Annotated in this window: 24 protein-coding genes; 15 read left to right on the top strand and 9 right to left on the bottom strand. The window is 69.3% G+C overall.

The features are described 5' to 3' along the window. The first annotated feature begins 16 nt into the window (after nucleotides 1-16). On the top strand, nucleotides 17-448 hold the full coding sequence (locus tag H4W31_RS33260) for an SRPBCC domain-containing protein (RefSeq protein ID WP_192770231.1): 432 nt from the start codon (nucleotides 17-19) through the stop codon (nucleotides 446-448). Between the two features lie 121 nt (nucleotides 449-569). Here the strand turns inward: H4W31_RS33260 and H4W31_RS33255 are convergent, their stop codons facing one another. Further along, the gene (locus tag H4W31_RS33255; RefSeq protein ID WP_192770230.1) at nucleotides 570-1,091 is read right to left on the bottom strand and encodes a DinB family protein; all 522 of its coding nucleotides are present in this window, start codon (nucleotides 1,089-1,091) and stop codon (nucleotides 570-572) included. A 187-nt stretch (nucleotides 1,092-1,278) separates the two neighbouring features. Between H4W31_RS33255 and H4W31_RS33250 the strand changes: the two genes are divergently transcribed. The 3 genes from H4W31_RS33250 (at nucleotide 1,279) to H4W31_RS33240 (ending at nucleotide 3,659) form a co-directional block, all read left to right on the top strand. Continuing rightward, the gene (locus tag H4W31_RS33250) at nucleotides 1,279-1,689 is read left to right on the top strand and encodes an MmcQ/YjbR family DNA-binding protein (protein WP_192770229.1); all 411 of its coding nucleotides are present in this window, start codon (nucleotides 1,279-1,281) and stop codon (nucleotides 1,687-1,689) included. Between the two features lie 140 nt (nucleotides 1,690-1,829). After that, entirely contained in the window at nucleotides 1,830-2,012 is a 183-nt protein-coding gene (locus H4W31_RS33245) for a hypothetical protein (RefSeq protein WP_192770228.1), read from the top strand. Nucleotides 2,013-2,288: 276 nt separating this feature from the next. Beyond that, entirely contained in the window at nucleotides 2,289-3,659 is a 1,371-nt protein-coding gene (locus H4W31_RS33240; RefSeq protein WP_192770227.1) for an NAD(P)/FAD-dependent oxidoreductase, read from the top strand. Nucleotides 3,660-3,715: 56 nt separating this feature from the next. Here H4W31_RS33240 and ahcY read toward each other — a convergent pair whose 3' ends face one another. Continuing rightward, nucleotides 3,716-5,176 carry an adenosylhomocysteinase gene (ahcY, locus tag H4W31_RS33235; protein WP_192770226.1) on the bottom strand — a complete coding sequence of 487 codons (1,461 nt, stop codon included), beginning with the start codon at nucleotides 5,174-5,176 and terminating at the stop codon, nucleotides 3,716-3,718. 644 nt (nucleotides 5,177-5,820) lie between these two features. Here ahcY and H4W31_RS33230 point away from each other — a divergent pair. Beyond that, nucleotides 5,821-8,082 (top strand): catalase, encoded by a 2,262-nt coding sequence (locus H4W31_RS33230; protein WP_192770225.1) that lies wholly within the window; start codon nucleotides 5,821-5,823, stop codon nucleotides 8,080-8,082. 129 nt (nucleotides 8,083-8,211) lie between these two features. On the opposite strand, the gene H4W31_RS33225 is transcribed toward H4W31_RS33230, so the two are convergent. Beyond that, nucleotides 8,212-9,732: a chitinase gene (locus H4W31_RS33225; RefSeq protein ID WP_192772585.1), complete on the bottom strand. Its 1,521-nt coding sequence runs from the start codon at nucleotides 9,730-9,732 to the stop codon at nucleotides 8,212-8,214. A 161-nt stretch (nucleotides 9,733-9,893) separates the two neighbouring features. On the opposite strand from H4W31_RS33225, the gene H4W31_RS33220 reads away from it, so the two are divergent. Further along, the gene (locus H4W31_RS33220; protein ID WP_192770224.1) at nucleotides 9,894-10,748 is read left to right on the top strand and encodes a hypothetical protein; all 855 of its coding nucleotides are present in this window, start codon (nucleotides 9,894-9,896) and stop codon (nucleotides 10,746-10,748) included. Nucleotides 10,749-10,841: 93 nt separating this feature from the next. On the opposite strand, the gene H4W31_RS33215 is transcribed toward H4W31_RS33220, so the two are convergent. Further along, complete coding sequence (locus H4W31_RS33215) at nucleotides 10,842-11,519, bottom strand: HAD family hydrolase (RefSeq protein ID WP_192770223.1); 678 nt, start codon at nucleotides 11,517-11,519, stop codon at nucleotides 10,842-10,844. 240 nt (nucleotides 11,520-11,759) lie between these two features. Here H4W31_RS33215 and H4W31_RS33210 point away from each other — a divergent pair, with 240 nt between their 5' ends. The 4 genes from H4W31_RS33210 to H4W31_RS33195 all read left to right on the top strand — a co-directional run bounded on the left by H4W31_RS33210 (nucleotide 11,760) and on the right by H4W31_RS33195 (nucleotide 15,066). Further along, nucleotides 11,760-12,452, top strand: a complete 693-nt coding sequence (locus tag H4W31_RS33210) for a hypothetical protein (protein WP_192770222.1) — start codon at nucleotides 11,760-11,762, stop codon at nucleotides 12,450-12,452. A gap of 381 nt (nucleotides 12,453-12,833) precedes the next feature. Beyond that, complete coding sequence (locus H4W31_RS33205; protein WP_318783550.1) at nucleotides 12,834-13,538, top strand: response regulator transcription factor; 705 nt, start codon at nucleotides 12,834-12,836, stop codon at nucleotides 13,536-13,538. Between the two features lie 137 nt (nucleotides 13,539-13,675). After that, entirely contained in the window at nucleotides 13,676-13,828 is a 153-nt protein-coding gene (locus tag H4W31_RS33200; protein ID WP_192770221.1) for a hypothetical protein, read from the top strand. A gap of 2 nt (nucleotides 13,829-13,830) precedes the next feature. Beyond that, entirely contained in the window at nucleotides 13,831-15,066 is a 1,236-nt protein-coding gene (locus tag H4W31_RS33195) for a cupin domain-containing protein (protein ID WP_192770220.1), read from the top strand. Here the strand turns inward: H4W31_RS33195 and H4W31_RS33190 are convergent. Then, entirely contained in the window at nucleotides 15,061-16,914 is a 1,854-nt protein-coding gene (locus H4W31_RS33190; RefSeq protein ID WP_192770219.1) for a S9 family peptidase, read from the bottom strand. The genes H4W31_RS33195 and H4W31_RS33190 overlap by 6 nt on opposite strands. A 128-nt stretch (nucleotides 16,915-17,042) precedes the next feature. Here H4W31_RS33190 and H4W31_RS33185 point away from each other — a divergent pair, with 128 nt between their 5' ends. After that, nucleotides 17,043-19,052: an ABC transporter ATP-binding protein gene (locus H4W31_RS33185; protein WP_225945798.1), complete on the top strand. Its 2,010-nt coding sequence runs from the start codon at nucleotides 17,043-17,045 to the stop codon at nucleotides 19,050-19,052. On the opposite strand, the gene H4W31_RS33180 is transcribed toward H4W31_RS33185, so the two are convergent. From H4W31_RS33180 to H4W31_RS33165, 4 genes are read right to left on the bottom strand one after another with little or no spacing between them, the layout of a single operon-like run. Further along, entirely contained in the window at nucleotides 19,043-19,621 is a 579-nt protein-coding gene (locus H4W31_RS33180; RefSeq protein WP_192770217.1) for a peroxiredoxin family protein, read from the bottom strand. The genes H4W31_RS33185 and H4W31_RS33180 overlap by 10 nt on opposite strands. 12 nt (nucleotides 19,622-19,633) lie before the next feature. Further along, entirely contained in the window at nucleotides 19,634-20,215 is a 582-nt protein-coding gene (locus H4W31_RS33175; RefSeq protein WP_192770216.1) for a MauE/DoxX family redox-associated membrane protein, read from the bottom strand. Beyond that, the gene (locus tag H4W31_RS33170; RefSeq protein ID WP_192770215.1) at nucleotides 20,212-21,435 is read right to left on the bottom strand and encodes a sensor histidine kinase; all 1,224 of its coding nucleotides are present in this window, start codon (nucleotides 21,433-21,435) and stop codon (nucleotides 20,212-20,214) included. Before H4W31_RS33170 ends, H4W31_RS33175 begins: the two co-directional genes overlap by 4 nt. Nucleotides 21,436-21,439: 4 nt before the next feature. Further along, entirely contained in the window at nucleotides 21,440-22,093 is a 654-nt protein-coding gene (locus tag H4W31_RS33165) for a response regulator transcription factor (RefSeq protein ID WP_192770214.1), read from the bottom strand. A gap of 165 nt (nucleotides 22,094-22,258) precedes the next feature. Between H4W31_RS33165 and H4W31_RS33160 the strand changes: the two genes are divergently transcribed. From H4W31_RS33160 to H4W31_RS33145, 4 genes are read left to right on the top strand one after another with little or no spacing between them, the layout of a single operon-like run. Continuing rightward, the gene (locus H4W31_RS33160) at nucleotides 22,259-22,771 is read left to right on the top strand and encodes a hypothetical protein (RefSeq protein WP_192770213.1); all 513 of its coding nucleotides are present in this window, start codon (nucleotides 22,259-22,261) and stop codon (nucleotides 22,769-22,771) included. Then, complete coding sequence (locus tag H4W31_RS33155) at nucleotides 22,768-23,961, top strand: peptidoglycan-binding domain-containing protein (RefSeq protein WP_318783549.1); 1,194 nt, start codon at nucleotides 22,768-22,770, stop codon at nucleotides 23,959-23,961. Before H4W31_RS33160 ends, H4W31_RS33155 begins: the two co-directional genes overlap by 4 nt. After that, nucleotides 23,958-24,644 (top strand): ABC transporter ATP-binding protein, encoded by a 687-nt coding sequence (locus H4W31_RS33150; protein ID WP_192770212.1) that lies wholly within the window; start codon nucleotides 23,958-23,960, stop codon nucleotides 24,642-24,644. Before H4W31_RS33155 ends, H4W31_RS33150 begins: the two co-directional genes overlap by 4 nt. Next, on the top strand, nucleotides 24,644-25,852 hold the full coding sequence (locus H4W31_RS33145) for an ABC transporter permease (RefSeq protein WP_192770211.1): 1,209 nt from the start codon (nucleotides 24,644-24,646) through the stop codon (nucleotides 25,850-25,852). The genes H4W31_RS33150 and H4W31_RS33145 overlap by 1 nt, the downstream gene beginning before the upstream one ends. The last annotated feature ends 13 nt before the right edge of the window (nucleotides 25,853-25,865 follow it).

Genomic DNA, 25,865 nt, shown 5'->3' with positions numbered 1-25,865 from the left:
CTGGGACGGGGGAGACATGCGTCAGATCTCCACACAGATAGACATCGACGCGACTCCGGCGCAGGTGTGGGCCGTCCTGGTCGACTTCTCGCGGTACCCGGAGTGGAATCCGTTCATCCGGGAGGCCTCCGGGCAGGCCCGGGTCGGGGAGATCCTGACGCTCCGGATGTTTCCCGCCAACGGCCGCCCGAGAACGTTCACCCCACAGGTGCTGGTCGCGGAGGCCGGCGTCGAGCTGCGCTGGCTCGGCAGGTTCGTTCTTCCGGGCGTCTTCAACGGCGAGCACCGCTTCGTGCTCACGCCGCACGACGACGGTACCCGGCTCGTCCAGAGCGAGAAGTTCACCGGGCTGCTGGTGCCCTTCCTGGGCAAGATGATCGAGAGCACCGCCGAGAGCTTCCAGTTGCTCAACACCGCTCTGAAGAACCAGATGGAGACCGGGCGGTAGGCATGGAAGGGATGACCAGGACTTCGGTTCTGCCCGCCGTCGGGTCGGTCGTCGTCCTGATCGGACCACCGACCGTCGGCACGACCCGGGCGAACCCGGTGCCGGGGTACGGCACCCGGGGCTAACCCGCGTCGTGCAGCAGCCGGAGTTGCCCGATCTCGGCGACGTTCTTCATCAGCTCGGCGTTGACCCAGCCGAGCATGTGCGCGACGGTGTGCGCCGGATCGTTGGGCCACGGAAACGGCGCGACCCTGTCGAGGTCAGCTTCGGTCAGCCGGTCGAGCACCGCCAGCCAATCGCCGCGCAGGTCACGCAACCAGGCAATCGTCGCCTCGTTGTCGCCCGGCCACCCGATCTCGGTACGCTCCGGAGGTGTCCGCCCGGCGAGGTGGTCGGTGGCCACCCGCCACCACCAGCCGATGTGCCAGGTGATCCAGCCGATCGTGGGGGCCGGAATCGGGTCGGGCTCGGTATCGGCCCAGTCCGGCACCCAGTTCCCGGCGTTGTCCAGCCGCATGGTCCAACAGGATGCGGCGGGCTCCCAGCGCAGATGTTCCGGCTTCAGCCGTTCGAGGTGGTACTCGAACAACGCCCAGGTCAGGTCGAACTGCCAACGCAGTAACTCTGTACGGGATACCGACACCTGCGCGATCTTCGCAGCACCGCAGGCACCGGGTCGAGCGGTTTATCCGCCGCGTGCGGGCCGGCATCCGGCGTCGCGTCGGCGTCGGCCGCCTCGGCCGGACGGAGTTCGATCTCTGACATTCGCCGAGGGTAACAAGGGTTTCGCGCCGGCGAGATTGTCAGACGGGATCGGTAATCTCCGGTCCGTGACCGCACCTGGAGACGTCCCACCCAAGATCCTCGACCAGCTCCGACCGGTCTGCCTCGGCTTTCCGGAGACGTACGAGGAGCCCGCGTGGGTGGGCGTGCGCTGGCGGATCCGCAGCCGGACCTTTGCCCATGTGCTCACCGTCGACGCCGATCACCAGATGGCGTACACCCGGGCGATCGGAACCGACGATCCGGTCTGTGTACTGACGTTCCGGTCGCCCGGCGACGAGTTGGACGGACTCGTCAAGAGTGGCCACCCGTTCTACAAGCCCGGCTGGGGTGCCGATGTCGTGGGCATGGTGCTCGACGACGGCGTCGACTGGGCAGAGGTCGCCGAGCTGCTGACCGAGAGCTACTGCGTACTGGCGCCGAAGAAGCTGGCCGCCAAGGTCGACCGGCCCGGGTAGGTTTCCCCTGTGGACGTCGGCGATCGGTCCGGCACCGACGCGTTCGGCACCTGTCGGCGACCGCGCTTCGACGTGCGGCAGCGCGCGAGCGGCCGGTAGGTACGCCGGGGCCAGCCGCTCCGACGGAGGGAGCCCGAGCCGTGGGTACGCGAACGATCGTCGTTCTCGGCGCCGTGTCGGCCGCACTGGCCGTCGTCGCCCTCATCGCACTGTTGACCGGTGGGCCGGACCAGAAGATCAGCAGTGTGGCGCTGCTCCTGAGCTTTCTCGGCATGCTCGTGGCGACGCTCGGCATCGGGTTCCGCAACGCGCGACGGAAGTAGCCGCAGCCGCGCGGCGCGAACGCCCGACCTGACTGGTGCGTCCGAGCAACGACAGTCGCCGCGATCGGTGACCCGGGACGGGTGTGACGGGGCTCGCTCGGCCGGAGGAGATGTCGACCGCCGGCAAGCTCGTGGAATGACGCCATCGGTCAGGGAAGCCACCATCGGGTGCGAAACCACCCGACCCGGTCATGATGCCGGTCACGATCTGCTGGCTGTCAGTCACGAACCGGTGGGCTGTCGGGTCCTTGTTGATGACTCTTCCTGGAGGTTGTCATGCGCAGGATCCTGATCGTGGGTGGTGGGTACGCCGGCTTCTACACCGCTTGGCGGCTGGAGAAGAAGCTTCGCCGGAGCAGCGCCGAGGTCACGCTCGTCGACCCCCGGCCGTACATGACCTACCAGCCGTTCCTGCCCGAGGTCGCGGCCGGCTCCGTCGAGGCACGGCACGTCGCCGTGTCGCTGCGCGGCCACCTGCGCCGTACCAGCATCATCGCCGGCAGCGTGACCTCCATCGACCACGCACACCGGACGGCGACCGTCCGTTTGCCGGGCGGCCCCGATCGACGGATCGACTACGACACCATCGTCGTCACCGCCGGGGCCGTCACCCGCACCTTCGCCATTCCCGGCGTCGCCGAGGACGCGATCGGACTCAAACACGTCGAAGAGGCCGTCGCGATCCGGGACCGGCTCCTGACCGCGTTCGAGCGCGCCGCCGCCCTTCCACCCGGCCCCGACCGCCGACGACTGCTGACCGTGACGGTCGTCGGTGGCGGGTTCACCGGAGTCGAGGGCTTCGGCGAACTGCTGTCGCTCGCCACGGCTCTGCTCGCGTCGTACCCCGAACTGACCCTGCCGGACCTCGCCTTCCACCTCGTCGAAGCAGACGGACGCGTACTTCCCGAGGTCACCGACGACGTGGCCCGGTGGGTCGTACGCCACCTCGAACGGCGGGGCGCCCACGTCCACCTCGACACCCAACTCGTCTCCGCCGTCGACGGGCACATCGTGCTCTCGACCGGGGAGAAGTACGACAACGAACTACTGATCTGGACCGCGGGCAACGCGGCCAACCCGATCGTGGCCACCCACACCGACCTGCCCAGCGACGACCAGGGCCAACTGCGGGTCCGGGCCGATCTGCGGATCGGAACGGACGACGCCCCGATCCCCGACGCCTGGGCCGCCGGTGACAACGCCGCCGTCCCCGATCTCACCTCGCCCGTCTCCGGCACTCGCACGATGCCGAACGCGCAACACGCCGTCCGCCAGGGCAAGCGCCTCGCGGCGAACATCGTCGCCGACCTGAACGGCAGGCGAGTCAAGCCCTACCGGCACCACAGCCTCGGGGTCGTCGCGACGCTCGGTCTCGGTCACGGGGTCTTCCAGTACCGCCGCCTGGTCGTCAAGGGCCTGCCGGCCTGGCTCATGCACCGGGGGTACCACGTGCTCGCCGTGCCGACCTGGGAACGCAAGATCCGGGTACTCCTGGTCTGGCTCAGCGCGTTGCTCTTCGGCCGCGACACCGTCTCGATGGCGGCCGTGCAGCACCCACGGGCCGCGTTCGCCGCCGCCGGCACGCCAGGCCCCGCCGGCGACCGCGTCCCACCGCGCCCGGACCGGACGCCCGCTCGTGTCCGGTGACGGCCGGTCGCCCCGGAAGCCGTCTTTGAGGGCTCCCGGGGCGGTTTCGGTTGGTGTCAGTAGCGGTAGTGGTCCGCCTTGTACGGGCCCGCGACGTCGACGCTGAGGTACTCGGCCTGCTTCTTGCTCAGGGTGGTGAGGCGTACGCCGAGCGCGTCCAGGTGCAGCCGGGCGACCTTCTCGTCCAGGTGCTTCGGCAGTACGTAGACGTCCTTGGCGTACTCGCCCGGCTTGGTGAAGAGCTCGATCTGCGCCATCGCCTGGTTGGTGAACGAGTTCGACATGACGAAGCTCGGGTGGCCGGTGGCGTTGCCGAGGTTCATCAGCCGCCCCTCGGACAGGACGATGATCGAGTGCCCGTCCGGGAAGCGCCACTCGTGCACCTGGGGCTTGATCTCCACCCGCTCGATGCCGGGAGTCTGGGCCAGGCCGGCCATGTCGATTTCGAGGTCGAAGTGGCCGACGTTGCCGACGATCGCGTTGTGCTTCATCCGGGCCATGTGCTCGGCCATGATGATGTCGGTGCCACCGGTGGTGGTGATGAAGATGTCCCCGCTGGACACCACGTCGTCCAGCTCGACGACCTGGAGACCCTCCATCGCCGCCTGTAGGGCGCAGATCGGGTCGATCTCGGTGACCACGACCCGGGCGCCCTGGCCGCGCAGCGACTCGGCGGCGCCCTTGCCCACGTCGCCGTAGCCGCAGACGACGGCGAGCTTGCCGCCGAGCATCACGTCGGTGGCCCGGTTGAGGCCGTCGGCGAGCGAGTGCCGGATGCCGTACTTGTTGTCGAACTTCGACTTGGTCACCGAGTCGTTGACGTTGATGGCAGGGAAGAGCAGTTCGCCGCCGCGGGCCAGCCGGTAGAGCCGGGCGACGCCGTTGGTGGTCTCCTCGGTGACGCCACGCATCCCGCCGACGATCCGGGTGAAACGCTGGTCGTCGGTGGCCAGGCTCGCGGCCAACGTCTGCAGGATGAGCTTGTACTCGACGTGGTCGCCCTCGTCGGGAAGCGGCACGGAGCCGGTCTTCTCGTACTCGAAACCCTTGTGTACGAGCAGGGTGGCGTCACCGCCGTCGTCGACGATCATGTTCGGGCCCTGCCCGTCGCCGAAGTCGAAGAGCTGCATGGTGCACCACCAGTACTCCTCCAGGGTCTCACCCTTCCAGGCGAACACCGGCGTACCGCTGGGCTGGTCGACCGTGCCGTCGGGGCCGACGACGACCGCGGCGGCGGCCTCGTCCTGGGTCGAGAAGATGTTGCAGGACACCCACCGGACCTGTGCGCCGAGCGCGACGAGGGTCTCGATGAGCACGGCGGTCTGGATCGTCATGTGCAGCGATCCGGCGACGCGCGCCCCGCGCAGTGGCTGGGACGGTGCGAACTCGCGACGGATCGCCATCAGACCGGGCATCTCGTGTTCGGCCAGGCGCATCTGGTGGCGTCCCGCCGTGGCGAGCGACAGGTCCGCCACCGCGAATTCGACACTGTTGATCTTTTGCAGTCTTGCGTCCATGGTTCCTCTTCCGTACTCCGCGGTGCATGGAGGTCGGTCGGACGAGGTCCGACCGGTACGGCGCAGCGGCGGTTGTGATCCGCAGCGCGGCAGAAGATGCCGAAAAGGGCACCTCCTGCACGGAGGCGCCCTTACGTCAGGCCGCAGATCGAGCGTGGCGGATGAGATCCGTCGCAGCGCCTCTCGATCCGGGCCGCGCCCCGTGGGGCGCGTAGGAAGTATAGCGAGGGCACGATCGATGCCCTCCTGGCCCCATCTCGAGGGCGTCGGTCGGCTCCTCGATCCGGGATCGTGAACGTCGGTCAGCCGTACCGGCCGGGCGGAGGCCGGGACGGCTGTCGCCGAGCAGCCGGAGGTGCGACGGATGACGAGGATGGTGGTAGAGATTGCGGGAATCGTCCTTTTCGGCATCATCGCCGTGCTGGAGGTGGCATTCTTCGGTTGGGCGCTGACGGACGTGCGTCGGCGGTCCCCGCCCACCGCAGGTCTGACCGACCCGGCCACCGCTGAACAGGAGGCCGGCGCCGGAGCGCCCGGTGCGGCGTGGTACCGGCGCGGCACCGGAGATCGGCGTGTTTCGCCTGTTCAGCCGAGGGTACCGCCTTCAGGGCACCCCCCAGTCGCCCAACGGAGGACCCGCCCAGATGGATGCCAGCAAGCCCGCCAGGAAAGTCAAGGACGTCGTGGAGACGGCCGCGGAGACTCTGACCGACGGCCCGGCGACGGAACTGCCCGGCGCGCCGGGGAGTGCCCCGCCGCCGGTGCCGGAGCCGACGGTTCCGCAGGAGCCGCTGCCGCCGAAGCGGGACCAGGGGGCTCCCGACACCCGCACACCCACCGGCGCCCCGACCGGCGCGCCCGCCGCCAGCATGGGCCAGCAGGGCGCCTACCTGACGACGTCGCAGGGCGCGCGGCTGCGGGACACCGACCACTCGCTCAAGGCGGGGCGCCGTGGTCCGGTCCTGCTCCAGGACCACCACCTGCGCGAGAAGATCACCCACTTCGATCACGAACGCATCCCCGAGCGGGTGGTGCACGCCCGTGGTGCCGGAGCCCACGGCGAGTTCATCAGCTACGGCACCGCCGAAGCGATCACGAGCGCCGGCTTCCTGAAAAAGGGCAGGAAGACGGACGTCTTCGTCCGGTTCTCCACGGTGCTCGGCTCGCGGGGATCGGCGGACACCGTCCGCGACACCCGTGGCTTCGCGACGAAGTTCTATACCGACGAGGGCACGTTCGACCTCGTCGGCAACAACATGCCGGTCTTCTTCATCCAGGACGCGATCAAGTTCCCCGACATCATCCACGCCGGGAAGCCGCACCCCGACCGCGAGATTCCGCAGGCGCAGAGCGCGCACGACACCTTCTGGGATTTCGTCTCCCTGCACACCGAGGCGCAGCACCACACCATGTGGAACATGTCCGACCGGGGCATCCCGCGCTCGTTCCGGATGATGGAGGGCTTCGGTGTACACACCTTCCGGCTGGTCAACGACGCCGGGGAGACCGTGTTGGTCAAGTTCCACTGGAAGCCCAAACTGGGCGTGCATTCGCTGACCTGGGAGGAGGCTCAGCTACTGGGTGGGATGGACCCGGACTTCCACCGCCGGGACCTGTACGACGCGATCGAGGCCGGTGCGTTTCCCGAATGGGAGCTCGGCATCCAGATCTTTCCGGACACCCCCGAGGAGACCTTCGCCGGCATCGATCTGCTCGACCCGACGAAGATCGTGCCGGAGGAACTCGCCCCGGTACAGCGGGTGGGAAGGCTGACCCTCAACCGGACGCCGACCAACTTCTTCGCCGAGACCGAGCAGGTCGCGTTCCACGTCGGGCACCTGCCGCCGGGAATCGACGTCACGAACGATCCGCTGTTGCAGGGCCGGCTCTTCTCGTACGTCGACACGCAACTCACCCGGCTCGGCGGGCCGAACTTCTCGCAGATCCCGGTCAACCGCCCGCATGCCCCGGTCAACGACATGCTCCGCGACGGCTTCCACCAGCAGGCCGTGCACGCGGGCGTCGCGCCGTACCGGCCGAACTCGCTCGACGGCGGCAACCCCTTCCGGGCCGGCGACGACGAAAACGCCTTTCTCGACGTGCCGGTACGGGTCGCCGAGGCGCCCAAGGTACGGGCGAACCCGGTCTCGTTCGCCGATCACTTCAGCCAGGTCCGGCTCTTCTGGCTGAGCATGTCCCCGGTGGAGCGGGAACACATCATCCGTTCCTATGCCTTCGAACTCGGCAAGTGCTACCACCAGGCGATCAAGGAACGACAACTCCAGTGCCTGGCCAACATCGACCCGGTGCTGTGCACGCAGGTCGCCAACGGCCTGGGGCTGCCCGCACCGGAGCCGACGACTCCGCTGTCCGACGTCACTCCCAGCGCCGCGCTGTCGCAACTCGGCCAGAGGTGGCCGACCGACGGCCGGACCGTCGGCATCGTCATCGACCCCGACGGCGACCTCGACGGCGTCAGCGAGCTCCGCGAAGCGGTGTTCGCCGCCGGCATGGTGCCGCTGCTGATCGGCCCGCACGGCGGGACGGTCGCCGGCATGCCGGTGCAGCGGACCTTCGCCACCGCGCGGTCGGTCGAGTTCGACGCCGTCCTGGTGGCCGGAGCGCCGGCACCGGCACCGGACGCCCTGCCGGCCCGCGACGGCAGGGCGGCCTCGGCCGATTCGCTGAGCGTGGATCCGCGCGTCCTGCTCCTGATCGAGGAGTGCTGGCGGCACGCGAAGGCGATCGGCGGGTGGGGCGTCGGCGGCAACGTGCTCCGGCGGGCGGACGTGACCGGTACGCCCGGGGTCGTCACCGGCGACTCCGGAGCCGAGGTCTTCGGCGACCTGCAGCAGCTGATGGCCGGACACCGGTCGTGGGAACGTTTCCCCACCTCGCGCGTCTGACCCCGAGGGTCGCCTCGCACCGGACCGGTGGGACCGGGTCGAGGAGTCGGGGCGCGCGAACCGCTCGGACGCGCCCCGACTCGACCTCGAAACGGCGGTGACGGCAGTGTGCCGCCGGCCGGGGACAGCTCAGGGAAGGGAGTTGAGGAACGGCTCGTGGGCGTTCTTGAACTCCCAGCCGTAGTAGCGGTCCCAGTTGATCGACCAGGTCATCAGGCCACGGAGGTTCGGGTTGGTGCCGCTGCGTGGGGTGTAGCCGCCGCAGGAGGTGCCGCGTACCAGGCAGGTCACCGCCTGTTGTACGCCGGCCGGGGCCACGTACCCGTTGCCGGCGCTGGTGGCGGCCGGCGTACCGAACGCGACCTGGTCCTCGCGCAGCGGTGGGAAGGCGTTGGCGGTGTTCCCAGCGACGGGGAAGCCGGCCAGCAGCATGTCGGTCATGGCGATGTGGAAATCCGCGCCGCCCATGGTGTGGTACTGGTTGTCCAGGCCCATGATCGGTCCGGAGTTGTAGTCCTGCACGTGCAGCACCGTGATGTCGTTGCGCAGCGCGTGGATCACCGGCAGGTACGACCCGGCGCGCGGGTCCTGCCCGCCCCAGGGGCCGGACCCGTAGTACTGGTAGCCGAGCTGCACGAAGAAGGTCTCCGGTGCCATGGTGAGCACGAAGCCGGCGCCGTAGCGCTGCTTGAGGGCCCGGACAGCCGAGATCAGGTTCACGATCACCGGGGTGGTCGGGTTCCGGAAGTCGGTGTCCCCGGTGTTCAGCGACAGGGAGTGGCCCTCGAAGTCGATGTCCAGCCCGTCGAGCCCGTACCGGTCGATGATGGCGCTGACCGAACTGACGAACCGGTCCCGGGCCGCCGAGGTCGTCAACTGCACCTGGCCGTTCTGCCCGCCGATCGAGATGAGCACCTTCTTACCCTGCTGCTGCTTGGCCCGGATCGCGGCGATGAACGCGGCCTCGGTCTCCACGCCGGGGCATTCGCCGGCCGGGCAGAGTTGGAAGCGGATGTCACCGGAGGTCACGGAGGTCGGTTCGCCGAAGGCCAGGTTGATGATGTCCCACTCGGCGGGTACGTCCGCCATCCGCACGTATCCGGAGCCGTTGGCGAAGCTCGCGTGCAGGTACCCGATCAGCGCGCGTTTCGGTAGCCCGCCGGTGGGTGGGGTGGTGGGCGGCGGCGTGGTCGTCGGTGGCGGCGTGGTCGTCGGTGGTGGCGTGCTGGGCGGGGTGCTCGTGGGTGGCGCGGTGGTGGGCGGCGTGCCGGTCCCGCCGCAGGAGGCCCCGTTGAGGGTGCAGTTGGCCGGCGTGCCGGCGCCGGTCACGACGAAGCCGAACGAGACGGACGCGCCCGGAGCGACGGTGCCGTTCCAGGATCGGTTGGTGAAGGTGTACCGCCGGCCGGAGGAGGTCAGCAGGGCGTCCCAATAGGTGCCGACGGCGCTGCCCGCCGGCAGGTCGAACGCGACGGACCATGAGGTCAGGGTGGTGGTGCCGCCGTTGCTGACGGTGTACTTCCCCTCCCAGCCGGCTCCCCAGTCGGCGGTCTTGACGAACGTGGCGGTGGGCCCGGCGGCGTACGCGGGCAGCGCGACGGCGACGGCGCCGCTGGTCGCCAGCACCGCGGCGACGGCGGCGAGCAGCAGTGTTCTGGAGCGTTTCACGGGGACCTCCGGAGGGTCACTGGGCATCCACGGCCGTCGACAGGATGGTTAATTATTAGGACTATTAACAGTTCCTGTCCAGCCTCTGGCCGGAAGATCCGAGCGGTCTTCGATGTCGAGGCGAAGCCGTAGCATGCGAGGAAGTGAGGGCATCCGAGCAGCAGACCGGTCCACCGGCGACCCTCGACCGGGCATCCCGTCGGTGGCGGACGTCGTCGTCGTGGGTGGCGGTGCTCGTCGCGGCCGTCCTCGTGGCGGCCATCTCGGCGGCCCTGGTGTCCCACAACAGCAACTACTACGAGGTCTGGGTCTACAACGATCCGCAGACCAGCGAAGAGCAGTACGAGCAGTTCGTGATCGACCTGTTCATGGCGCACACCTCCGGCTTCTTCTGGGGGCCGATCATCGCGCTGCTCCTCGGTGTCTTTCTCGCCTCACGCCTGCGCGGCGTGCCGCAGGCACTGGGCGTGGCCGTGCCGGCCGGCGTACTCCTCGCGGGGGTCAACTTCGCGGTCGCCTGGCAGTTGTCCGCTGACACCCGTCGGGGATCCGCGTGGTATCCGGCATCCGTCCCGGCCAACCTGCTCGCCGACGACCGGTTCCAACACGTGGTGGGCGCCGGGCTGGCGGCGTACCCGCTCGCGGCAATCGCCGGAGTCGGCCTCGGCGCCCTGTTCGTGTACCTGCTCCGCCTGCCCGCTGTCGCCGTGCTGCCCCTGGCAGTCATGGTCGCGGTGCCGTACGGCGCATTCGCCGCGATCTTCGGTTGGTTCGCCGCTGCCGTTGACGACGAGCCGGTTGCACTCTTCGGCACGCTCGGTCTCCTGCCGCTGACGGCGGTCACGTCCGCCGTGCAGCGTTCCGCCGTTGACGACCACGGTGGCGCCCTCACCCTCACGATGCTGATCAGCAGCGCGGCTTGGGCGCTGCTCCTGATCAGTGCGGGCTGGCTCGCTCAGCGGCGCCGATCGCGAGTCTCCGTCGAGAGAGGGCCATGAGTTCGGACGGCGTCTGTCGTCGGGGTGGGGCGTCCGGCCATCGAGTTGAGCATGGCCCAACGGGGAACGCGGACGGCGTGCGCCGGCCTCCGCTCAGCGGAGACGGCCCGCGCGCCGGGCAAGTCCGGCCAGGACCGCGTCCAGGGACAGGTCCGCGGCGTTGGGCAGCAGCAGGTCCGCAGCCGTGAATCGGACGTTGTCCGCATGTGGGTTGGGCACCGCCACGCAGCGCAGCCCGGCCGCGTGTGCCGCTGCCACGCCGTGCGCCGTGTCCTCGAACGCGACCGCCTCCGCCGCCGGCAGCCCGAGCCGCTCCAGCGCCAGCAGGTAGACGGCCGGATCCGGCTTGTGCGCGGTCACCTCCTCGCCGGTCGCCAACACCTCGAACCGCGCCCGCAGCCCGGCCTGATCCAGCATCGCGCCCACGTGGGTGATCGGGGAACTGCTCGCCACCGCGAGCCGCAGCCCCAACTCCGTGGCCCGGTCCAGCCAGCCGACGATGCCGGGCGCCGGCTCCAACGCCGCATTCAGCTTCGCCCGCTGCGCCATCCGCAGCGCGTGGCTGGACTCGCGGTCGTATGCCGGTCCGACCGCTGCGGCGAGCGCGGCGTAACGCGGCTCGTTCGCGTCGCCGCCGTGGTCGGCGAAGAAGCCGACCGGATCGAGTTCCAGGCCGTGCCGCCGCCACTCCCAGCGCCAGCTCTCCAGCAGCGCGGTCTCCGTGTCCATCAGCAGGCCGTCAAAGTCGAAGATGAGCGCCTTGATCGTCACAGCGGCCACTATCCCAATCCGAGATCCGACGGCGGCCGTCGCGGTTGATCCGGCCGCCGAGGTGGCAGCCGAAGTGGTGAGCCCCGGCCTGGCCACTCCCTGAGATCGTATCGATGGCGATGTCTGGCCAAAGCGAGATGAATGGGGTTTGCTGACCGTGACCGGGCCGCGGCGCCGCGCGGCCGACACCGAGCGGATGGCCGGCCGTGACCGGGTCGCCCCGCCCGCAGAGGGAGAGCCATGACCCGCGCCCTACGAGCCACCGCGACCGCCCTGCTGCTGACCCTGACGGGCCTGGCCTTCATCGCCGCGCCCGCCTCCGCCGCCGCCTGCGACACCCGCTCCTCGGGAACTGCCAGGGGCGGGTACTACGTGACCATCTACTGCTCCGGCCCCGGCTTCATCGACGGCTATGGCAGCACGCTCACCGCCGCGAACACCAACGCGCTGCTGCTCAACCAGCTGTACGTCAACTACGGCAACAGCTGCGACGGCCGGTCCACCAGCACCACGACCGGCGGGTACGCCGTGACCATCCACTGCTCCGGCGGCGGTTTCATCGTCGGCTTCGGCAGTATCCTCACCGACGCCGCCGAGAACGCCCGGCTCCTCGCCGATACGCGCGGCCGGACCGGCAACACCTGCGACGGCCGGTCCACCAGCACCACGACCGGTGGGTACGCCGTGACCATCCACTGCTCCGGCGGCGGTTTCATCGTCGGCTTCGGCAGTACCCTGACCGACGCGGCCGAGGAGGCCCGGCAACTCGTCCTGCTGCGTGCCGCCACCGGCAACACCTGCGACGGCCGGAGCACGTACACCGTCTCGGGCGGATACGGGGTGACCCTGCACTGCACGTCGGGCGGCTTCGTCGACGGCGTCGGCAGCACGCTCACCGGTGCCGCCGTCAACGCCCGCCTCGCCGCAGGCTGACACCTCCGTCCTCGCGCCGGCCCCCGACGGCGTGTGTAAGGTTCTGGGACCACCTGTTGGTGTTGATGCGGACGTAGTGCCACGCCGTGCGTGGTCGCGCCGACGCCGAGGGCGCCGACCAGATAAGCGGGTAGGTCGGCGCCAGCCCGCTGCGCCGGGCTCGGCAGGCTATCGATCGCCCATTAGCGGCCGCTATTCCGTACCTGTAATTCATCACAGTTCGGATTTGTCGCAAAGAGGGCGTTGTTAACGATCTGCTGAAGAATTGGCATTTGCTAATACCCATACGGTGTGGGAGATTCGTGTTCAGCTTGCCAAGGTCAGCAAGCGTTCTCCCGAGTCATTCGTTCCGTGATGCGAGCAAACCGGGGGTACGGGGCGGTGAGGATCCGTGTGCTCATTTGCGATGATCAGACCTTCGTTCGAGCGGGTGCACGGGCGATCCTTGAGCCAGAGGCCGACATGGTGATCGTCGGCGAAGCGAAGGACGCCCAGGAGGCGCTCGTCCTGGCTCGCCGTACCTTGCCCGACATCGCGCTGCTGGGGATCCAACCGAAGATGCCCCAGATGTCCTCGGCGATCCAGGACCTTGGTTCCTTTGTCAAAGTCATCCTCCTGACCGGACTCGACGAGGCGAGCCTCGTGCTGGGGGCCATCCGGGTCGGGGCACGCGGCGAGGTGCGCAAGGACAGCCCTCCTGAGGACGTACTTCGGGTGGTGCGGACCGTGGCGGCCGGTGATGCGGTCCTCACGCCGGCCACCACCCGGGCCGTCCTGGACTGGGCGACGAAGGGCCCGCCGGCGGTCGCCGAGGTTCCCCCGGAGGTCCGTCGGCTGAGCAAGCGGGAGAGCCGTGTGCTGGACCTGCTCGCCCAGGGCTGGTCGAACGCGGAGATCGCCGGCATTCTCTGCGTCTCTGCGGCTACGGTGCGTTCACACGTGCACCATCTGCTGACCAAGCTCGGATTGCGGGACCGGGTCCAGGCCGTCGTCTTCGCCTATCAGCATGGTCTCGTCCGGCGCCACGAATGCATGTTCCGCTCCTCGGGCTGTGGGTGTACCCCGATCGCTGATGGCGGCCAGTGAGTGATCTTCCACAAACGTTGATCGCGGAAATCCATCACTGCATTGAAGACGGCCTACTCCTTACTCAGTAGTTTCTAGATGTCTGGAAGAACAGTGGCGTCGCTGCCGGACGCCACTTACACGGAGGAGGACCGGACATGCCGGAAACGCAGAAGACCCTACGCCTCGAAGACGTCGAGGTCGTCAGGGCGGAGGTCACCAAGCCGGGCGCGATGCACTACGACCACGACCCCTCGGACCCGGCGCACATCGGTCACGACACCGACCCGACCGACTGCTGCGATCACTGACGATGGACGAGGCCTCGCCAGGAGGTCTGAAAGAGGCTGCGTCCCGTACGCAGCCTCTTTTCAACCTCTCCCGACTGATTCACCCCGTCGAGCCCGCCACCTTCGCGACCGATTACTGGGAGAAGCAGCCGCTGGTCATCCAACGTGCGGACCCAGACCATTACCGGGACCTGTTCACTCTGGCAGATGTCGACCACATCCTGTCGACCTCGCGACCCCGTGGCTCCGACCTGCGCGTCCTCGACAACGGCAAGGAGATCCCGATCTCCGAACTCGCCTCCGCCGGGTCGGGAAACCTGATGAACGGGCTGGAGGTGCTGTACGACCGCTATCGACAAGGCGCCACCCTGAACCTGTTGTTCGTGCAGGACCGTTGGAAGCCGCTCCGTGACCTCTGTCAGTCGCTCGCCGCAGAACTCAGCGCGGGCTTCCAGACAAATGTCTACCTGACACCCGGCGGCCACGCGCAGGGGCTGAAACCACATTTCGACACGCACGATGTGTTCGTGATACAGGTGTACGGCACCAAGCACTGGTGCCTGTACGACTCACCGATCCAACTGCCCGTGCACGAACACGTACACGGCGCCTCCGCGGCAGATCACGGAACGCCCGTGCGGGAATTCGACCTGCGCCCGGGCGACATGCTCTACCTGCCCCGTGGAATCGTGCATGCGGCGACGTCGGAGGAGACGGCATCGCTGCACGTGACGATCGGGGTGCTTCCGGTCCTGTGGGCGACCGTTATCAAGGACGCCGTCGAGAAGATGGTGATGGACGACCACCGCTTCCGGCAGGCCCTCCCGCTCGGCTTCGCCTCGGATGAAAGTCTCCAGGAATCCGCCCGTGGTCGGGCGTCGGAACTGCTGGAACTGCTCCATGCCACCGCCTCGCCGGCGGACATGGTCGCCGAGGCGGCTCGCCGGGCACGGCTGGAACGCCAGCCCGTGCTCCAGGGGCACCTGCTCGACATCGAGGCGTTGCGGTCGCTCGACCTCGAGACGCGAGTACGGCAGCGGCCCGGGCTGCTGGCACGGCTGACCATTGAAGACGGTCAGGCGCGGCTGGACTTCCACGGCAAGTCCGTCCGCCTGCCCGCGGATCTGACCGAGGAACTGCACTTCGTCACGGAGACCGAAGAGTTCGTCGGCAAGGACATCCCCGGCGGCCTCGATGAGCACGGCCGGCTCGTGCTCATCGGAACGCTGGTCCGGGAGGGTTTCCTCACCCTGTCATGACGGACCTTCATCCTCGGTGGGCGTTGCTTCGCAGCGCCCACCGAGGTGTTCGGCCAGAAAGCGTTCGACCGCCGTGTAGAAGGCGAGCCGGTTACGGGGCCTGACCAGCGCATGACCTTCGTCCGGAAAGAGAAGGTACTGGTGGGGGATTTCCTTTTCGCGCAGGGCCGCGACGAGCTGCTCCGACTGCTCGCGCCGTACCCGCGGATCGTTGGCGCCCTGCGCGATCAGCAGAGGAATCCGGATCTCATCCACCCTCGACAGCGGCGACCGCAGCCAGAGGAAGTCAGCATCGAGGTCCGGGTCGCCGACCCGTCGACGCATCTGCGCCGCGATGACCCTGGCGTACGAGCCGGCGCCGATGAAGGTACGCAGATCCGATGGACCGGCGGCGGACACCGCGCACCGGAACAGCTCCGGGGTGAAAGCGGCGCCCGCCAGCGCCGCGTAGCCGCCGTACGAGGCGCCGTAGATGGCGACCCGGTCCGGATCGGCGTAGCCGCGTTGGACCGCCCAGTGCACGGCATCGGTCAGGTCGTCCTGCATCCGCCCGCCCCACTCCCGGTCGCCAGCGTCGGTGAAGTCCTTCCCGTACCCGGTCGAGCCCCGATAGTTGACCTGGATACAGAGGTAGCCCCGGTTCGCCAACCACTGCGGCTCGGCTCGGAAGCCCCACACGTCCCTGGCCCACGGGCCGCCGTGCACGGTCAGCACGGTCGGCAGTCCTCGACGGAGGTGCCCCGGTGGAAACGTGAGATAGCCGTGGATGGTCAGACCGTCCCGGGCGAGGAACGAGAACGGCTCCATCCGGGCCAGCTCGTACCGCTCCAACTCCGGCTGGTGGCTGAAGAGAAAACGGGCCTTGCCGCTGGTCCGGTCGAAGAGGTGGTAGCCGGCGGGGCCGTCGTCGATGTTGTCCTGCGTCAGCCACCACCGGTCGGTGTCGTCGCGGCCGAGCAGTGTCACGTCACCACGACAGATGTCCCGCAGCCGCGCGACGTCGTCGGCGGCCCTCGGGTCCAGCACCTCCAGGTGGGAACGCTCGCGGCGGACGACGACCAGGTCCGGCTGGCCGGTGTCGGGCCGGACGTGCACGTTCACCACGTCATGCCGTGGGTCGGCGTACACCACCTCGACCTCGCCGGCGAGGCCCAGCCGCAGCAGCCGGATCGCGTTGGCATCCGCCGAGGAGAGCAGCAGCACACTCTCTCCGTCCGCGGTGAAGCCGAGGGGGCGCATCTTCATCGCGTCTTCGAGCCCGACCCCGTGCAGGGGACGCCAGGGTGTCCGCTCGTCGTCCCGGACCATCAACCGGGCACCGTCGCCGTCCCAGACCAGGGCGCCGCGGACCCGCAGGTCGCGGTCGGTCAGCCAGCCGGCGAAGCCTTCGTTCTCCGCGACCAGGACGAGTTCGCCGGTGGCGATCTCGATCCGGTACACGTCGTAGCGGTGCCGGGTGCGGCGATTCATCGTCACGAGCACGTGCCCGGGGACCCGCCGGCTGAGACCGGCCAGACCCGCCTTCACCCCGGGGAACGGGGTGAGTTCCCGGGCCTGTCCCGAATCGATGTCGACGGCGTAGAGGTGCATGTTCTCGTCGCCATTGCGGTCCTGGAGGTACATGAGGTGCCGCCCGTCGTGCGCCCAGAAGAAGGCGTTGATGCCACGGTCGGAGTCCTCGGTGACCGGACGGTAGTCGACACCATCGGATTCGCCCACCCAGATGTTGAGTACACCGTTGACGGGCGCCAGATAGGCGATGTGTTTTCCGGAGGGCGACAGTGCCGGACTGAGTCGGGCGGGATTAGCGAACAGGACGCTACGCGGAATGAGGTCCGGAGGCTTCATAGTGACTTTCACATTACCGTCTCGCCAGACGTCCGGCGACCCTCCGGTGGAGTTCCTGTCCGGGCAGCTTTTGCGAATGCTGCACATCGACGTACGACGCTCACCACAGTGGAGGCAACATGAAGTCGATGCAGTTTTTCATCCGCAAGGACGAGCCCTCGGCTTCTCCCTGGAGCGGCTTCACCGGCGAATCCGACGCACCCGAATCGCCACCTCAGCCGGCTCGCCGCGACATCCGTTCCCGACTGCGTCGGCTCGGCGCCACGATCGGCGGGACGCTGCGTGGGGTGCCGCGAGTACTCGCGCTGGTCTGGCAGGCCAGCCCGCGGCTGACTCTCGGTCTGGCCGCCGGCACGGTGGTGGCGGGTCTGGTGCCGGCGGCCGCCGCGTACCTGGTGCGGATGCTGGTCGACACCGTCGTGCGGACCCTTCAGGCCCGCGCCGATCAACTTCCTGACCTGCAGGTACTCAGCGTGTCACTGCCAGGACTGACGCTGCGCTCGCCGGAACTGACCGGGACCGAGGCGATCGTCGTGCTCACCCTGGCCCAGTTCCTCGTCTTCGGGACGAGTTCGCTCGCCACGGCGGTCAACGCAATGACGCGGCAATTGCTCCAGGAGCGTATGACACTGTCGATCCGGCTCAAGGTGATGACCCATGCCAGCAAACTGGACCTGGCATTCTTCGAAGGCTCGAAGTCGTACGATCTGCTCCGCCAGGCTCAACAGGAGGCGACCACCCGGCCGGTGGCGATGGTCGGTAGCGTATTCGGGCTCTGTCAGGCCGCACTGACATTTGCCAGCATGGTCGCACTCCTTGTCGGCCTGAGTCCGTGGCTCGCGCTCGTCGCGTTGCTGGCGCCGGTTCCCGCGTTCATTTCCGATGCCCGCTACGGGCAACGCGGATTTCTCGTCACCTTGTGGGCCTCACCGATCCGGCGGCGGATGGAGTATCTGTCGAGCCTGGTCACCACGGACAGGTACGCGAAGGAAACGCAACTGTTCGGCTTGGGCGGGTACCTGGTGGACCGATTCCGCCTCCTCGGCGGGATCTTCTACGCCCGGCAGCGTCGGCTGGTCACCGCCCGATATCTGATCGGCTGCGCGTGGAGCATGGTCGCGGTTCTGGCCGGTTCGCTCACCTTCCTGTACGTGGCGCTGGGCGCGGTGTCCGGTCGGCTCACCCTCGGCGACCTGATCCTCTACACCGCCGCCGCCACCGCGCTGCAGACGGCGGTCCAGAGCCTGTTCGGCGGCCTGACCAGCGTGTACGAGAACAACCTCTACCTCGACACGCTCTACCACCTGCTGGCCACCCCGGTGGCGACCCGGCCCGCGCATCCGCGCCCGCTGCCCAGCCCGCTGCGCGGCCATGTCGTGTTCGAGAACGTCAGCTTCAGCTATCCGGGCTCGGACCACCCCGCACTGACCGACCTGAGCTTCGAGATCCGGTCGGGCCAGACGGTCGCCCTGGTCGGCCGCAACGGGGCGGGCAAGTCGACCGTCGTCAAGCTCGTCGCCCGGCTCTACGACCCCAGCGCGGGGCGGATCACCATCGACGGGGTCGACCTGCGTGAGCTGGATCCGGACGAGTTGCGGGGCAGCATCGGCGTGATGCTGCAGGACTTCGTGGCGTACCAGGCCACGGCCGCGGAGAACATCGGGCTCGGCGACGTACGGCACCTGGACGACCGGGCCAGGATCGAGGCATCGGCCGGGAAGGCGGGCGCCCTCGACCTGCTCGCCGATCTGCCGGACGGCTTCGACACACCGCTCGGCAAATGGTTCGCGCGCGGTGTCGAACTCTCCGGCGGGGAGTGGCAGAAGGTCGCTCTCAGCCGCGCCTTCATGCGGGACACACCGGTCCTGCTGCTCGACGAACCGACATCGGCCCTCGACGCCCGCGCCGAGCACGAGCTGTTCGACCGGCTCGGGCAGCTGGCCGAGGGGCGTACGACGGTCTACGTCTCGCACCGCTTCTCCACGGTCCGGCGAGCCGACCGGATTCTGATGCTCGACGGGGGTCAATTGGTCGAGGAGGGTACGCACGAGGAGCTGATGCGGCACGACGGCGAGTACGCCGAACTGTTCACCATGCAGGCGGCGGCGTACGCGCAGGCGCCCGCGGGTCAACGCTGACCGACAGGGTCGGGTGTGGACTTCGGCGGCGTGGAGAACTTCCACTGGCCGTCCGCGTCGACCGGTGCGCCGTACTGGAGGATCCGCCACGCCTCGTCGAGCAGTACGGCGGCCGGTGTCTTCGAGGCGCGGAACCGCTGGGCCAGCGCACCGGTCTCGTCGTGCAGTGCGACGGCGGTTGGCGCATAGCGGGCGACGAAGTCGGTACACCGGTCGGCCGGCCCCAGGCAGACGAGGATGAGCTTCGCCTCGGTGACGTGGGAGATTTTTTGCAGCGCCGGTGTCGACCTCGCGCAGACGAAGCAGTCCGGGCCGACGAACGCCAGCAGTACCCGGTTGCCCCGCAACCGGTGGCTGTTGAGGAACTCTGCCTGGCCCAACTGCGGTGCCTTGAAGTCGGGTGCGGGAGATCCGGCCGGCAGCGGCTCGGCCGGCCGGTCCGCACCGCCGCCGGCCGCACCGACGGAGATGCCGCGGCCCCGGATGATCTTCAACAGTACGTACGTCTGCGCGAGCACGATGAGCCACAGCACCCCGTAGCTGACTGAGAAGAGCGTCGAGGTCGGCATCTCAGGTTCCTCCTACCGAGGGGATTCGGACGACGACGCTGCCGCGGTGGCCAGCGGACCGGGCGCCGCGCGCAGCGACCGCAGTTCGGGCAGGACGAGCAGCCAGCTCATGATCGCCAACAGGCCGAGCCCCACCGTGGCCTGTAGCAGGGTGGCGGGAAGCGTCGGTGCCGTCAGATCGGCACCGGTCCACCCGGCCGACAGGACGGCGGCGGCGGCGATGACCAGAGCGGCGGCCCGGACGAGTGATCGCGCCGAGATGGACTCGCCCGGCCCGAAGCAGTAGCACGGCAGGGGTCGACGACGACGTAGGTTGACGGCTATCGCCGCCGTGAAGACCAGGCCCAGGGCCACCGCTCCGGCTGCCGCCCAGGCCAGCATCATCCCGGCCAGCAGGGCCATCCCGACCACCAGTTCGGCGCAGAGCACGCCGACCGCGACCACCGGTCCGAGCCGGTCGGGTACCAGCCGGTAGTCGCGGACGCCCCGGATGAAGCCCACCGGATCACGTGCCTTGGCGGCACCGGACGCGAGCAGGGTGAACCCGACCGCGAACCGGGCGCCCGCCGCGAGGACCACGACGAATTCGATCACCGAAGAAGTACTCCCTTCGACTCGACGGCGGCCGGCGTCGACACCGGCAGCCGTACCTCGACCTCCAGCCCGCCGCCCGGGTTCGGTCGAGCCGACACCGTGCCGTGGTGTGCCCTGGCGATCGCGCGCACGATCGACAGTCCGAGTCCGGCCCCGTCGCCGGAGCGGGTCCGCCGCAGCCCGCCCCGACGGAACGGCTCGAACAACTCGGGTATCTCGTCCTCGGGTACGGCCGGGCCGGTGTTGCGGACCCGTACGCCGTCGTACGGACTGACGCTGATCCGTACGCTGCCGCCCGACCGGTTGTACCGCACCGCGTTCTGGACCAGGTTCTCGATCAACGGGGCGAGCAGAACCGGATCACCGGCGACCTCGGTCGGTTGGACATCGACGTCGATCCGGACACCGGCCGCCCGCGCGTACTCAGCCTGCCGTTCGGCCACCTCGCTCGCGAGCCGGTCCAGAGCCACCGGCTCCCGATGGGTAAGTTCGGGTTCGCTCTGGGCGAGCAGGAGCAGTCCCTCGATGAGCCGCTCGGTGCGCCGGTTGGCGACGAGAAGTTCCTCGCGGACCTTGGCGATCGGTTCCGGCGCGGGATCGGCGAGACCGATCTGGATGGCGGCACGCTGGATCGCCAGCGGCGTGCGAAGTTCGTGTGACGCGTTGGCGACGAACCGGCGCTGCCCGGCGTACGCGTCCTCCAGCCTGGCCAGCATGTCGTCGAAGGTGTCGGCGAGTTCCTTCAGTTCGTCGTCGGGACCGGAGAGCGCGATCCGCTCGTCGAGGTTCTCCACGGACAGCCGGCGGGCGGTCGCGACGATCCGGCGCAGTGGCCGAAGTGCCCGGCCGACGAGCCACCAGCTCAGCAGCACCGTCAGCAACGCCAGCACGGCCAGTGAGACCACGGAGACGATCAACAGGTTGCGTAGCATCTCGTCGCGGACGTCCGCGGTGGCCTGGGCAAGGTCATTCAGCTGGGCCTCGGCGCCACTCGTGGACGGCGTCTTGCCCGGCGTCTTCTCGGCCGCCAGGCTGCGCTTCGCCTCCTCCGACAGCATCATGCGGTGGTGCTTGGCGTAGACGAGCTTGCGCAGCAGCAGGTACACGATCGCCACCAGCGTCGTACCGGTGGCCAGGAAGAGCCCGCCGTACAGGGCGGCGAGGCGTGCCCGGACAGTCGGTCGTGGGCGACGCAGGAGGATCGGCAGGAGTCTGGCCATGGCGCTAGATGCGATAGCCGGCGCCGGCGACGGTCTCGATGACGTTGGGCTCGCCCAGCTTCGCCCGCAACTTGCTCATCGTGACCCGAACCGCGCTGGTGAACGGGTCCGCGTTCTCGTCCCAGGCGCGTTCCAGCAGCTCGCTGGTGCTGACCACCGTTCCACCCGCCCGCATCAGGACCTCCAGGACGGCGAACTCCTTGCGGGACAGTGGCAGGTAGACCCCGTCGCGAAAGGCCTGCATCCGGGCACTGTCGAGCATGACTCCCTGCCGTTGCAGCACCGGCGGTACCGCCGGCTGGGCGCGGCGCCCCAGCGCCTGGACCCGGGCCACCAGTTCCGCGTAGTCGAACGGCTTGGCCAGGTAGTCGTCGGCCCCGATCCCGAGCCCCTCCACCCGATCCCGCACCGCCCCGGCGGCGGTGAGCATCAGGATCCGGGTTCGGGCGCCCTCGCGGACCAGTTCACGGCAGACGTCGTCGCCGTGTATCCCCGGCAGGTCGCGATCCAGCACCAGTACGTCGTAGTCGTTGTACGCGAGTCGATCCCGCGCACCGATGCCGTCGTAGGCCACGTCGACCGCCATCGACCGGCGGCGCAGGCCCTCGGCCACATAGTCGGCAAGTACCCGTTCGTCCTCGGCCACCAGTACCCGCATGAAAAACCCTCCGATGCGCCATGACACCTGTGGTCATGCTATGTCGCGGCACGTTTCGTCCCAGTTATCACGGCAGGAAACCGGGACGCAACGTCCGCTTTGCTACACCTGGCGTCTGGGCGGGCCACGGTGGCCGAAACGCCCGAACGAGAGGACGTGATGGTGATGAGACTTCCATCGACGACCGGGATCGTGCTGGCGTCCGTGGCGACGCTCGTGCTTGCCGGCTGCGGCGGGAGCGACAACAGCGGGGGCGGCCCGGCCGGGGCGCCCGTCACCACGAGTGTCGACGACCGGATGCTGCGCTGGGCGCAATGCATGCGGGAACAGGGCGTCAACGTTCCGGACCCGGGCCAGAGTCCCGCCGCCGGGGCGGACACCGATGGCGGCAAGGACGACGCGAAGATGACGGCCGCCAAGGAGGCGTGCCGGCAGCACGCCCCGCAGCAGGACCTCAAGCAGGAGAACCCACAGGCCATGGACGACGCGCTCAAGCTGGCGCAGTGCCTGCGGGCCCGTGGCTACGACGTACCGGACCCGCAGCCGGACCGTGCGATCGCGCCCCGGGTGAACAGCGATCCGGTCAAGTTCAAGAGCGACACCAACGAATGCCTGGCGCAGATGGGCAAGGGCAAGCCGGGCGTCCACGGTTCCAGCCCCGCTGGCGCCCCACGGTGAGCCGAGAGGTATCGGCGGAGGGTCCCGACGCCGTGGACCAGGCCGAGCAGCCGGTCACCTCCACCGACTGGGAGGACACGTCGAGACAGTCGGCGCGGTTGTCCCGGCGTACGGGCTGGTGGATGGCGGCCGGTACGGCGGCCGTGGTCGCCGCCACCGCCGCCATCCTGGTCGTCCGGCAGTCGCCACGGCAGGCCGCTGAGCGGCCCGCCACGCCCGGCGCCGTCGCCACCGTGCAGCGCACCGACCTGATCGAGCGCGAGCGGGTAGACGGCACGCTGCGGTACGCCGGGTCGTACCCGATCGCCGGCAGCGGCGGCGTACTGACCTGGCTACCCGCGCCGGGGCGGGAGATCCGGCGGGGACAACAGGTGTACGGGGTCGACGGCCGACTCGTCCGGCTCTTCTACGGACCGACCCCGCTCTGGCGGGACCTGCGGGTCGGAGTGTCGAACGGGGCGGACGTGCTGGCGGTGGAACGCAACCTCGCGGCGCTCGGCTACCGGGGCATGACGGTCGACAACCGCTTCACCGAGGCGACCCGGGCCGCCGTGCGGCGCTGGCAGGAAGACGCCCGGCTGCCCCGCACCGGCGTGGTGACCCCGGCGATGGTCGTCGTCACCCCGGACGCGATCCGGGTCGGCAGCGTTCCCGGCCTGCTCGGCCGACCCGCGCAGGGGAACGTGCTGCTGGCGACCGGCACCCGCCGAGTGGTCGCGGTGGACCTTCCCGCGGCGAAGCAGCAGCTCGCGGTCGAGGGCGCCGAGGTGGTCGTCGAGCTGCCGACCGGTGGCTCGACGAGCGGGGTGATCGCCGGCATCGGTACCGTGGCCACCTCCAGCGGGGATGCCGACACCGACGGTGCGGCCGGTCAGGGGCAGCCCGGTCAGGCCGTACAGAACGCGACGATCCCCGTCGAGATAAGGCTGGGCGACCCGTCCGCCGCCGGCCGGTTGGACCACGCTCCGGTGACCGTCGGCTTCACCCTCGCGATGCGCCGGGGCGTGCTGGCCGTACCGGTGACCGCGTTGGTGGCCCATCCCGAGGGCGGGTACGCCGTCGAGGTCGTCGACGGTACCGCGGATCCGCGCCTGCTCCCGGTTCGGCCCGGTGCGTTCGCCGACGGCCAGGTGGAAGTGAGCGGCGACGGCCTGGTCGAGGGGATGAGGATCGAGGTGCCCGCACCGTGATCCCCGTCCTCGCCCTGTCCGGAGTCTGCCGGACGTATCGGGGTGGTGTGCGGGCGCTGACCGACGCGTCCCTGCGTATCGCCCCAGGCGAGCTGCTCGCCATCGTCGGCCCCTCGGGGTCCGGCAAGACCACCCTCCTGCACCTGATGGGCACGCTGGACCGGCCCAGCGCCGGCACCGTACAGGTACTGGGGCACGACGCGGCCCGACTCAACGACCGGCAGCTCGCCGCCGTACGGGCGAACTGGATCGGCTTCGTCTTCCAACAGTTCTTCCTGACTCCGCACCTGAGCGCGGTCGAGAACGTGGCGACCGGGCTGCTGTACCACGGTGTGCCGGTCGGGCAACGGCTCCGGCGGGCCGCATCGGCACTGACCCGGGTCGGGCTCGGACACCGACTCACCCACCGCCCCACCCAGCTGTCCATCGGGGAGCGTCAACGGGTGGCGATTGCCCGAGCGGTGATCAGCCAGCCCTCGATCGTCCTGGCCGACGAGCCGACCGGCAGCCTGGACAGCGTCTCCGGCGCCGGCGTGTTACGGCTGCTGCGCGACCTCAACGCGCAGGGGACGACGATCGCCGTCGTCACCCACGATCGGGAGGTGGCAGAGAGTATGCCTCGCAGGGTCGAGATCCTCGATGGGCGGATCAGGGCCGACGTGCGGCGATCGGAGGCAGGGTGATGAGCGATCCGAACCTGCCGGCACTGCCCACACCGGCCCGACTCGCCGGGCGGGACCTCGTCCGGGAAGGTCTGCTCGGGGTCCGGGGGCGGCCGCTGCGCGCGGCCCTGTCCGCGCTCGGCATCAGCATCGGCGTCGCCGCCATGGTGGCGGTCCTCGGCATCGGCGCGGCGAGCCGGGCCGAGCTGCTCGAACAGATCGATCGGCTCGGCACCAACCTGCTGACCGTGCAGGCGGGCCAGACGCTGTTCGGCGAGAACACCCAGCTGCCCGCCGAGTCGATCACCATGGTCGCCCGGATCCCCGCCGTCCGTTCGGTCTCGGCGGTCGGCACCGTACCCGGCGCCACCGTTCGGCGAACGGACCGGATTCCGGCCCAGGAGTCCGGCGGGATCGCGGTGCTCGCCACCCGGCTCGACCTGCTGGGCACGCTGGACGGGACGATGCGGTCGGGAGATTTCCTCACCCCGGCGACGGCGGAATATCCGGCCGTCGCGCTCGGTGCCGTCGCCGCGCTCCGGCTCGGCGTGGACCAGCCAGGCATCCGAGTGTACGTCGGCGGCCACTGGTTCGTGGTCAGCGGAGTACTCGACCCGGTCGCCTTCGCCCCGGAGATCGACCGGGCCGTGCTCATCGGCTGGCCCATCGCCCAGCGGCTGTTCGACTTCGACGGCCACCCGTCGAGGCTGTACGAACGCTCGGCCGACGAGGACGTGCGGACCGTGCAGGAACTCCTCGGCCGGACAGTCAACCCCGAGAACCCGCAGGATGTCGCGGTCAGCCGGCCGTCGGACGCGCTCACCGCCCAACTCGCCGCCAAATCGACGTTCAACGGGCTCTTTCTCGGGCTCGGCGCGGTCGCGCTGCTGGTGGGCGGGGTCGGGGTGGCGAACACGATGGTGATCTCCGTTCTGGAGCGCCGCCAGGAGATCGGACTACGCCGTGCGATCGGCGCCAGCCGTCGTCAGGTACGACTGCAGTTCCTCACCGAGTCCATCGTCCTGTCCCTGCTCGGCGGTACCGTCGGCGTGCTGCTGGGGGTCGGCATCAGCCTTGGATACGCGATCAGTCGCGGTTGGCCCACAACCCTGCCGGGGCAGGCGCTGCTGGGTGGCGTGTTGGCGTCGATCGTCATCGGTGCACTCGCCGGGCTCTACCCGGCCCGCCGCGCGGCCCGGCTGGCCCCGACCGAGGCGCTCTCCAGCTGAGCTCGTGGGACTC

Origin of the sequence: Plantactinospora soyae (assembly GCF_014874095.1) — a bacterium.
Classification (GTDB): Bacteria; Actinomycetota; Actinomycetes; order Mycobacteriales; family Micromonosporaceae; genus Plantactinospora; species Plantactinospora soyae.
The sequence above is the reverse complement of the archived record's forward strand: the minus strand, read 5'-3'. Positions and strand labels throughout refer to the sequence as shown.

Excerpts from the sequence above, each read along its gene's own strand:
- ahcY (WP_192770226.1), bottom strand. The coding sequence starts at position 5,176 with ATGGACGCAAGACTGCAAAAGATCAACAGTGTCGAATTCGCGGTGGCG.
- H4W31_RS33165 (WP_192770214.1), bottom strand. The coding sequence starts at position 22,093 with ATGCGGGTACTGGTGGCCGAGGACGAACGGGTACTTGCCGACTATGTG.
- H4W31_RS33145 (WP_192770211.1), top strand. The coding sequence starts at position 24,644 with ATGAGCGATCCGAACCTGCCGGCACTGCCCACACCGGCCCGACTCGCC.
- H4W31_RS33190 (WP_192770219.1), bottom strand. The coding sequence starts at position 16,914 with ATGAAGCCTCCGGACCTCATTCCGCGTAGCGTCCTGTTCGCTAATCCC.
- H4W31_RS33210 (WP_192770222.1), top strand. The coding sequence starts at position 11,760 with ATGACCCGCGCCCTACGAGCCACCGCGACCGCCCTGCTGCTGACCCTG.
- H4W31_RS33200 (WP_192770221.1), top strand. The coding sequence starts at position 13,676 with ATGCCGGAAACGCAGAAGACCCTACGCCTCGAAGACGTCGAGGTCGTC.
- H4W31_RS33230 (WP_192770225.1), top strand. The coding sequence starts at position 5,821 with ATGGATGCCAGCAAGCCCGCCAGGAAAGTCAAGGACGTCGTGGAGACG.
- H4W31_RS33185 (WP_225945798.1), top strand. The coding sequence starts at position 17,043 with ATGCAGTTTTTCATCCGCAAGGACGAGCCCTCGGCTTCTCCCTGGAGC.
- H4W31_RS33180 (WP_192770217.1), bottom strand. The coding sequence starts at position 19,621 with ATGCCGACCTCGACGCTCTTCTCAGTCAGCTACGGGGTGCTGTGGCTC.
- H4W31_RS33260 (WP_192770231.1), top strand. The coding sequence starts at position 17 with ATGCGTCAGATCTCCACACAGATAGACATCGACGCGACTCCGGCGCAG.
- H4W31_RS33160 (WP_192770213.1), top strand. The coding sequence starts at position 22,259 with ATGAGACTTCCATCGACGACCGGGATCGTGCTGGCGTCCGTGGCGACG.
- H4W31_RS33240 (WP_192770227.1), top strand. The coding sequence starts at position 2,289 with ATGCGCAGGATCCTGATCGTGGGTGGTGGGTACGCCGGCTTCTACACC.
- H4W31_RS33170 (WP_192770215.1), bottom strand. The coding sequence starts at position 21,435 with ATGGCCAGACTCCTGCCGATCCTCCTGCGTCGCCCACGACCGACTGTC.
- H4W31_RS33195 (WP_192770220.1), top strand. The coding sequence starts at position 13,831 with ATGGACGAGGCCTCGCCAGGAGGTCTGAAAGAGGCTGCGTCCCGTACG.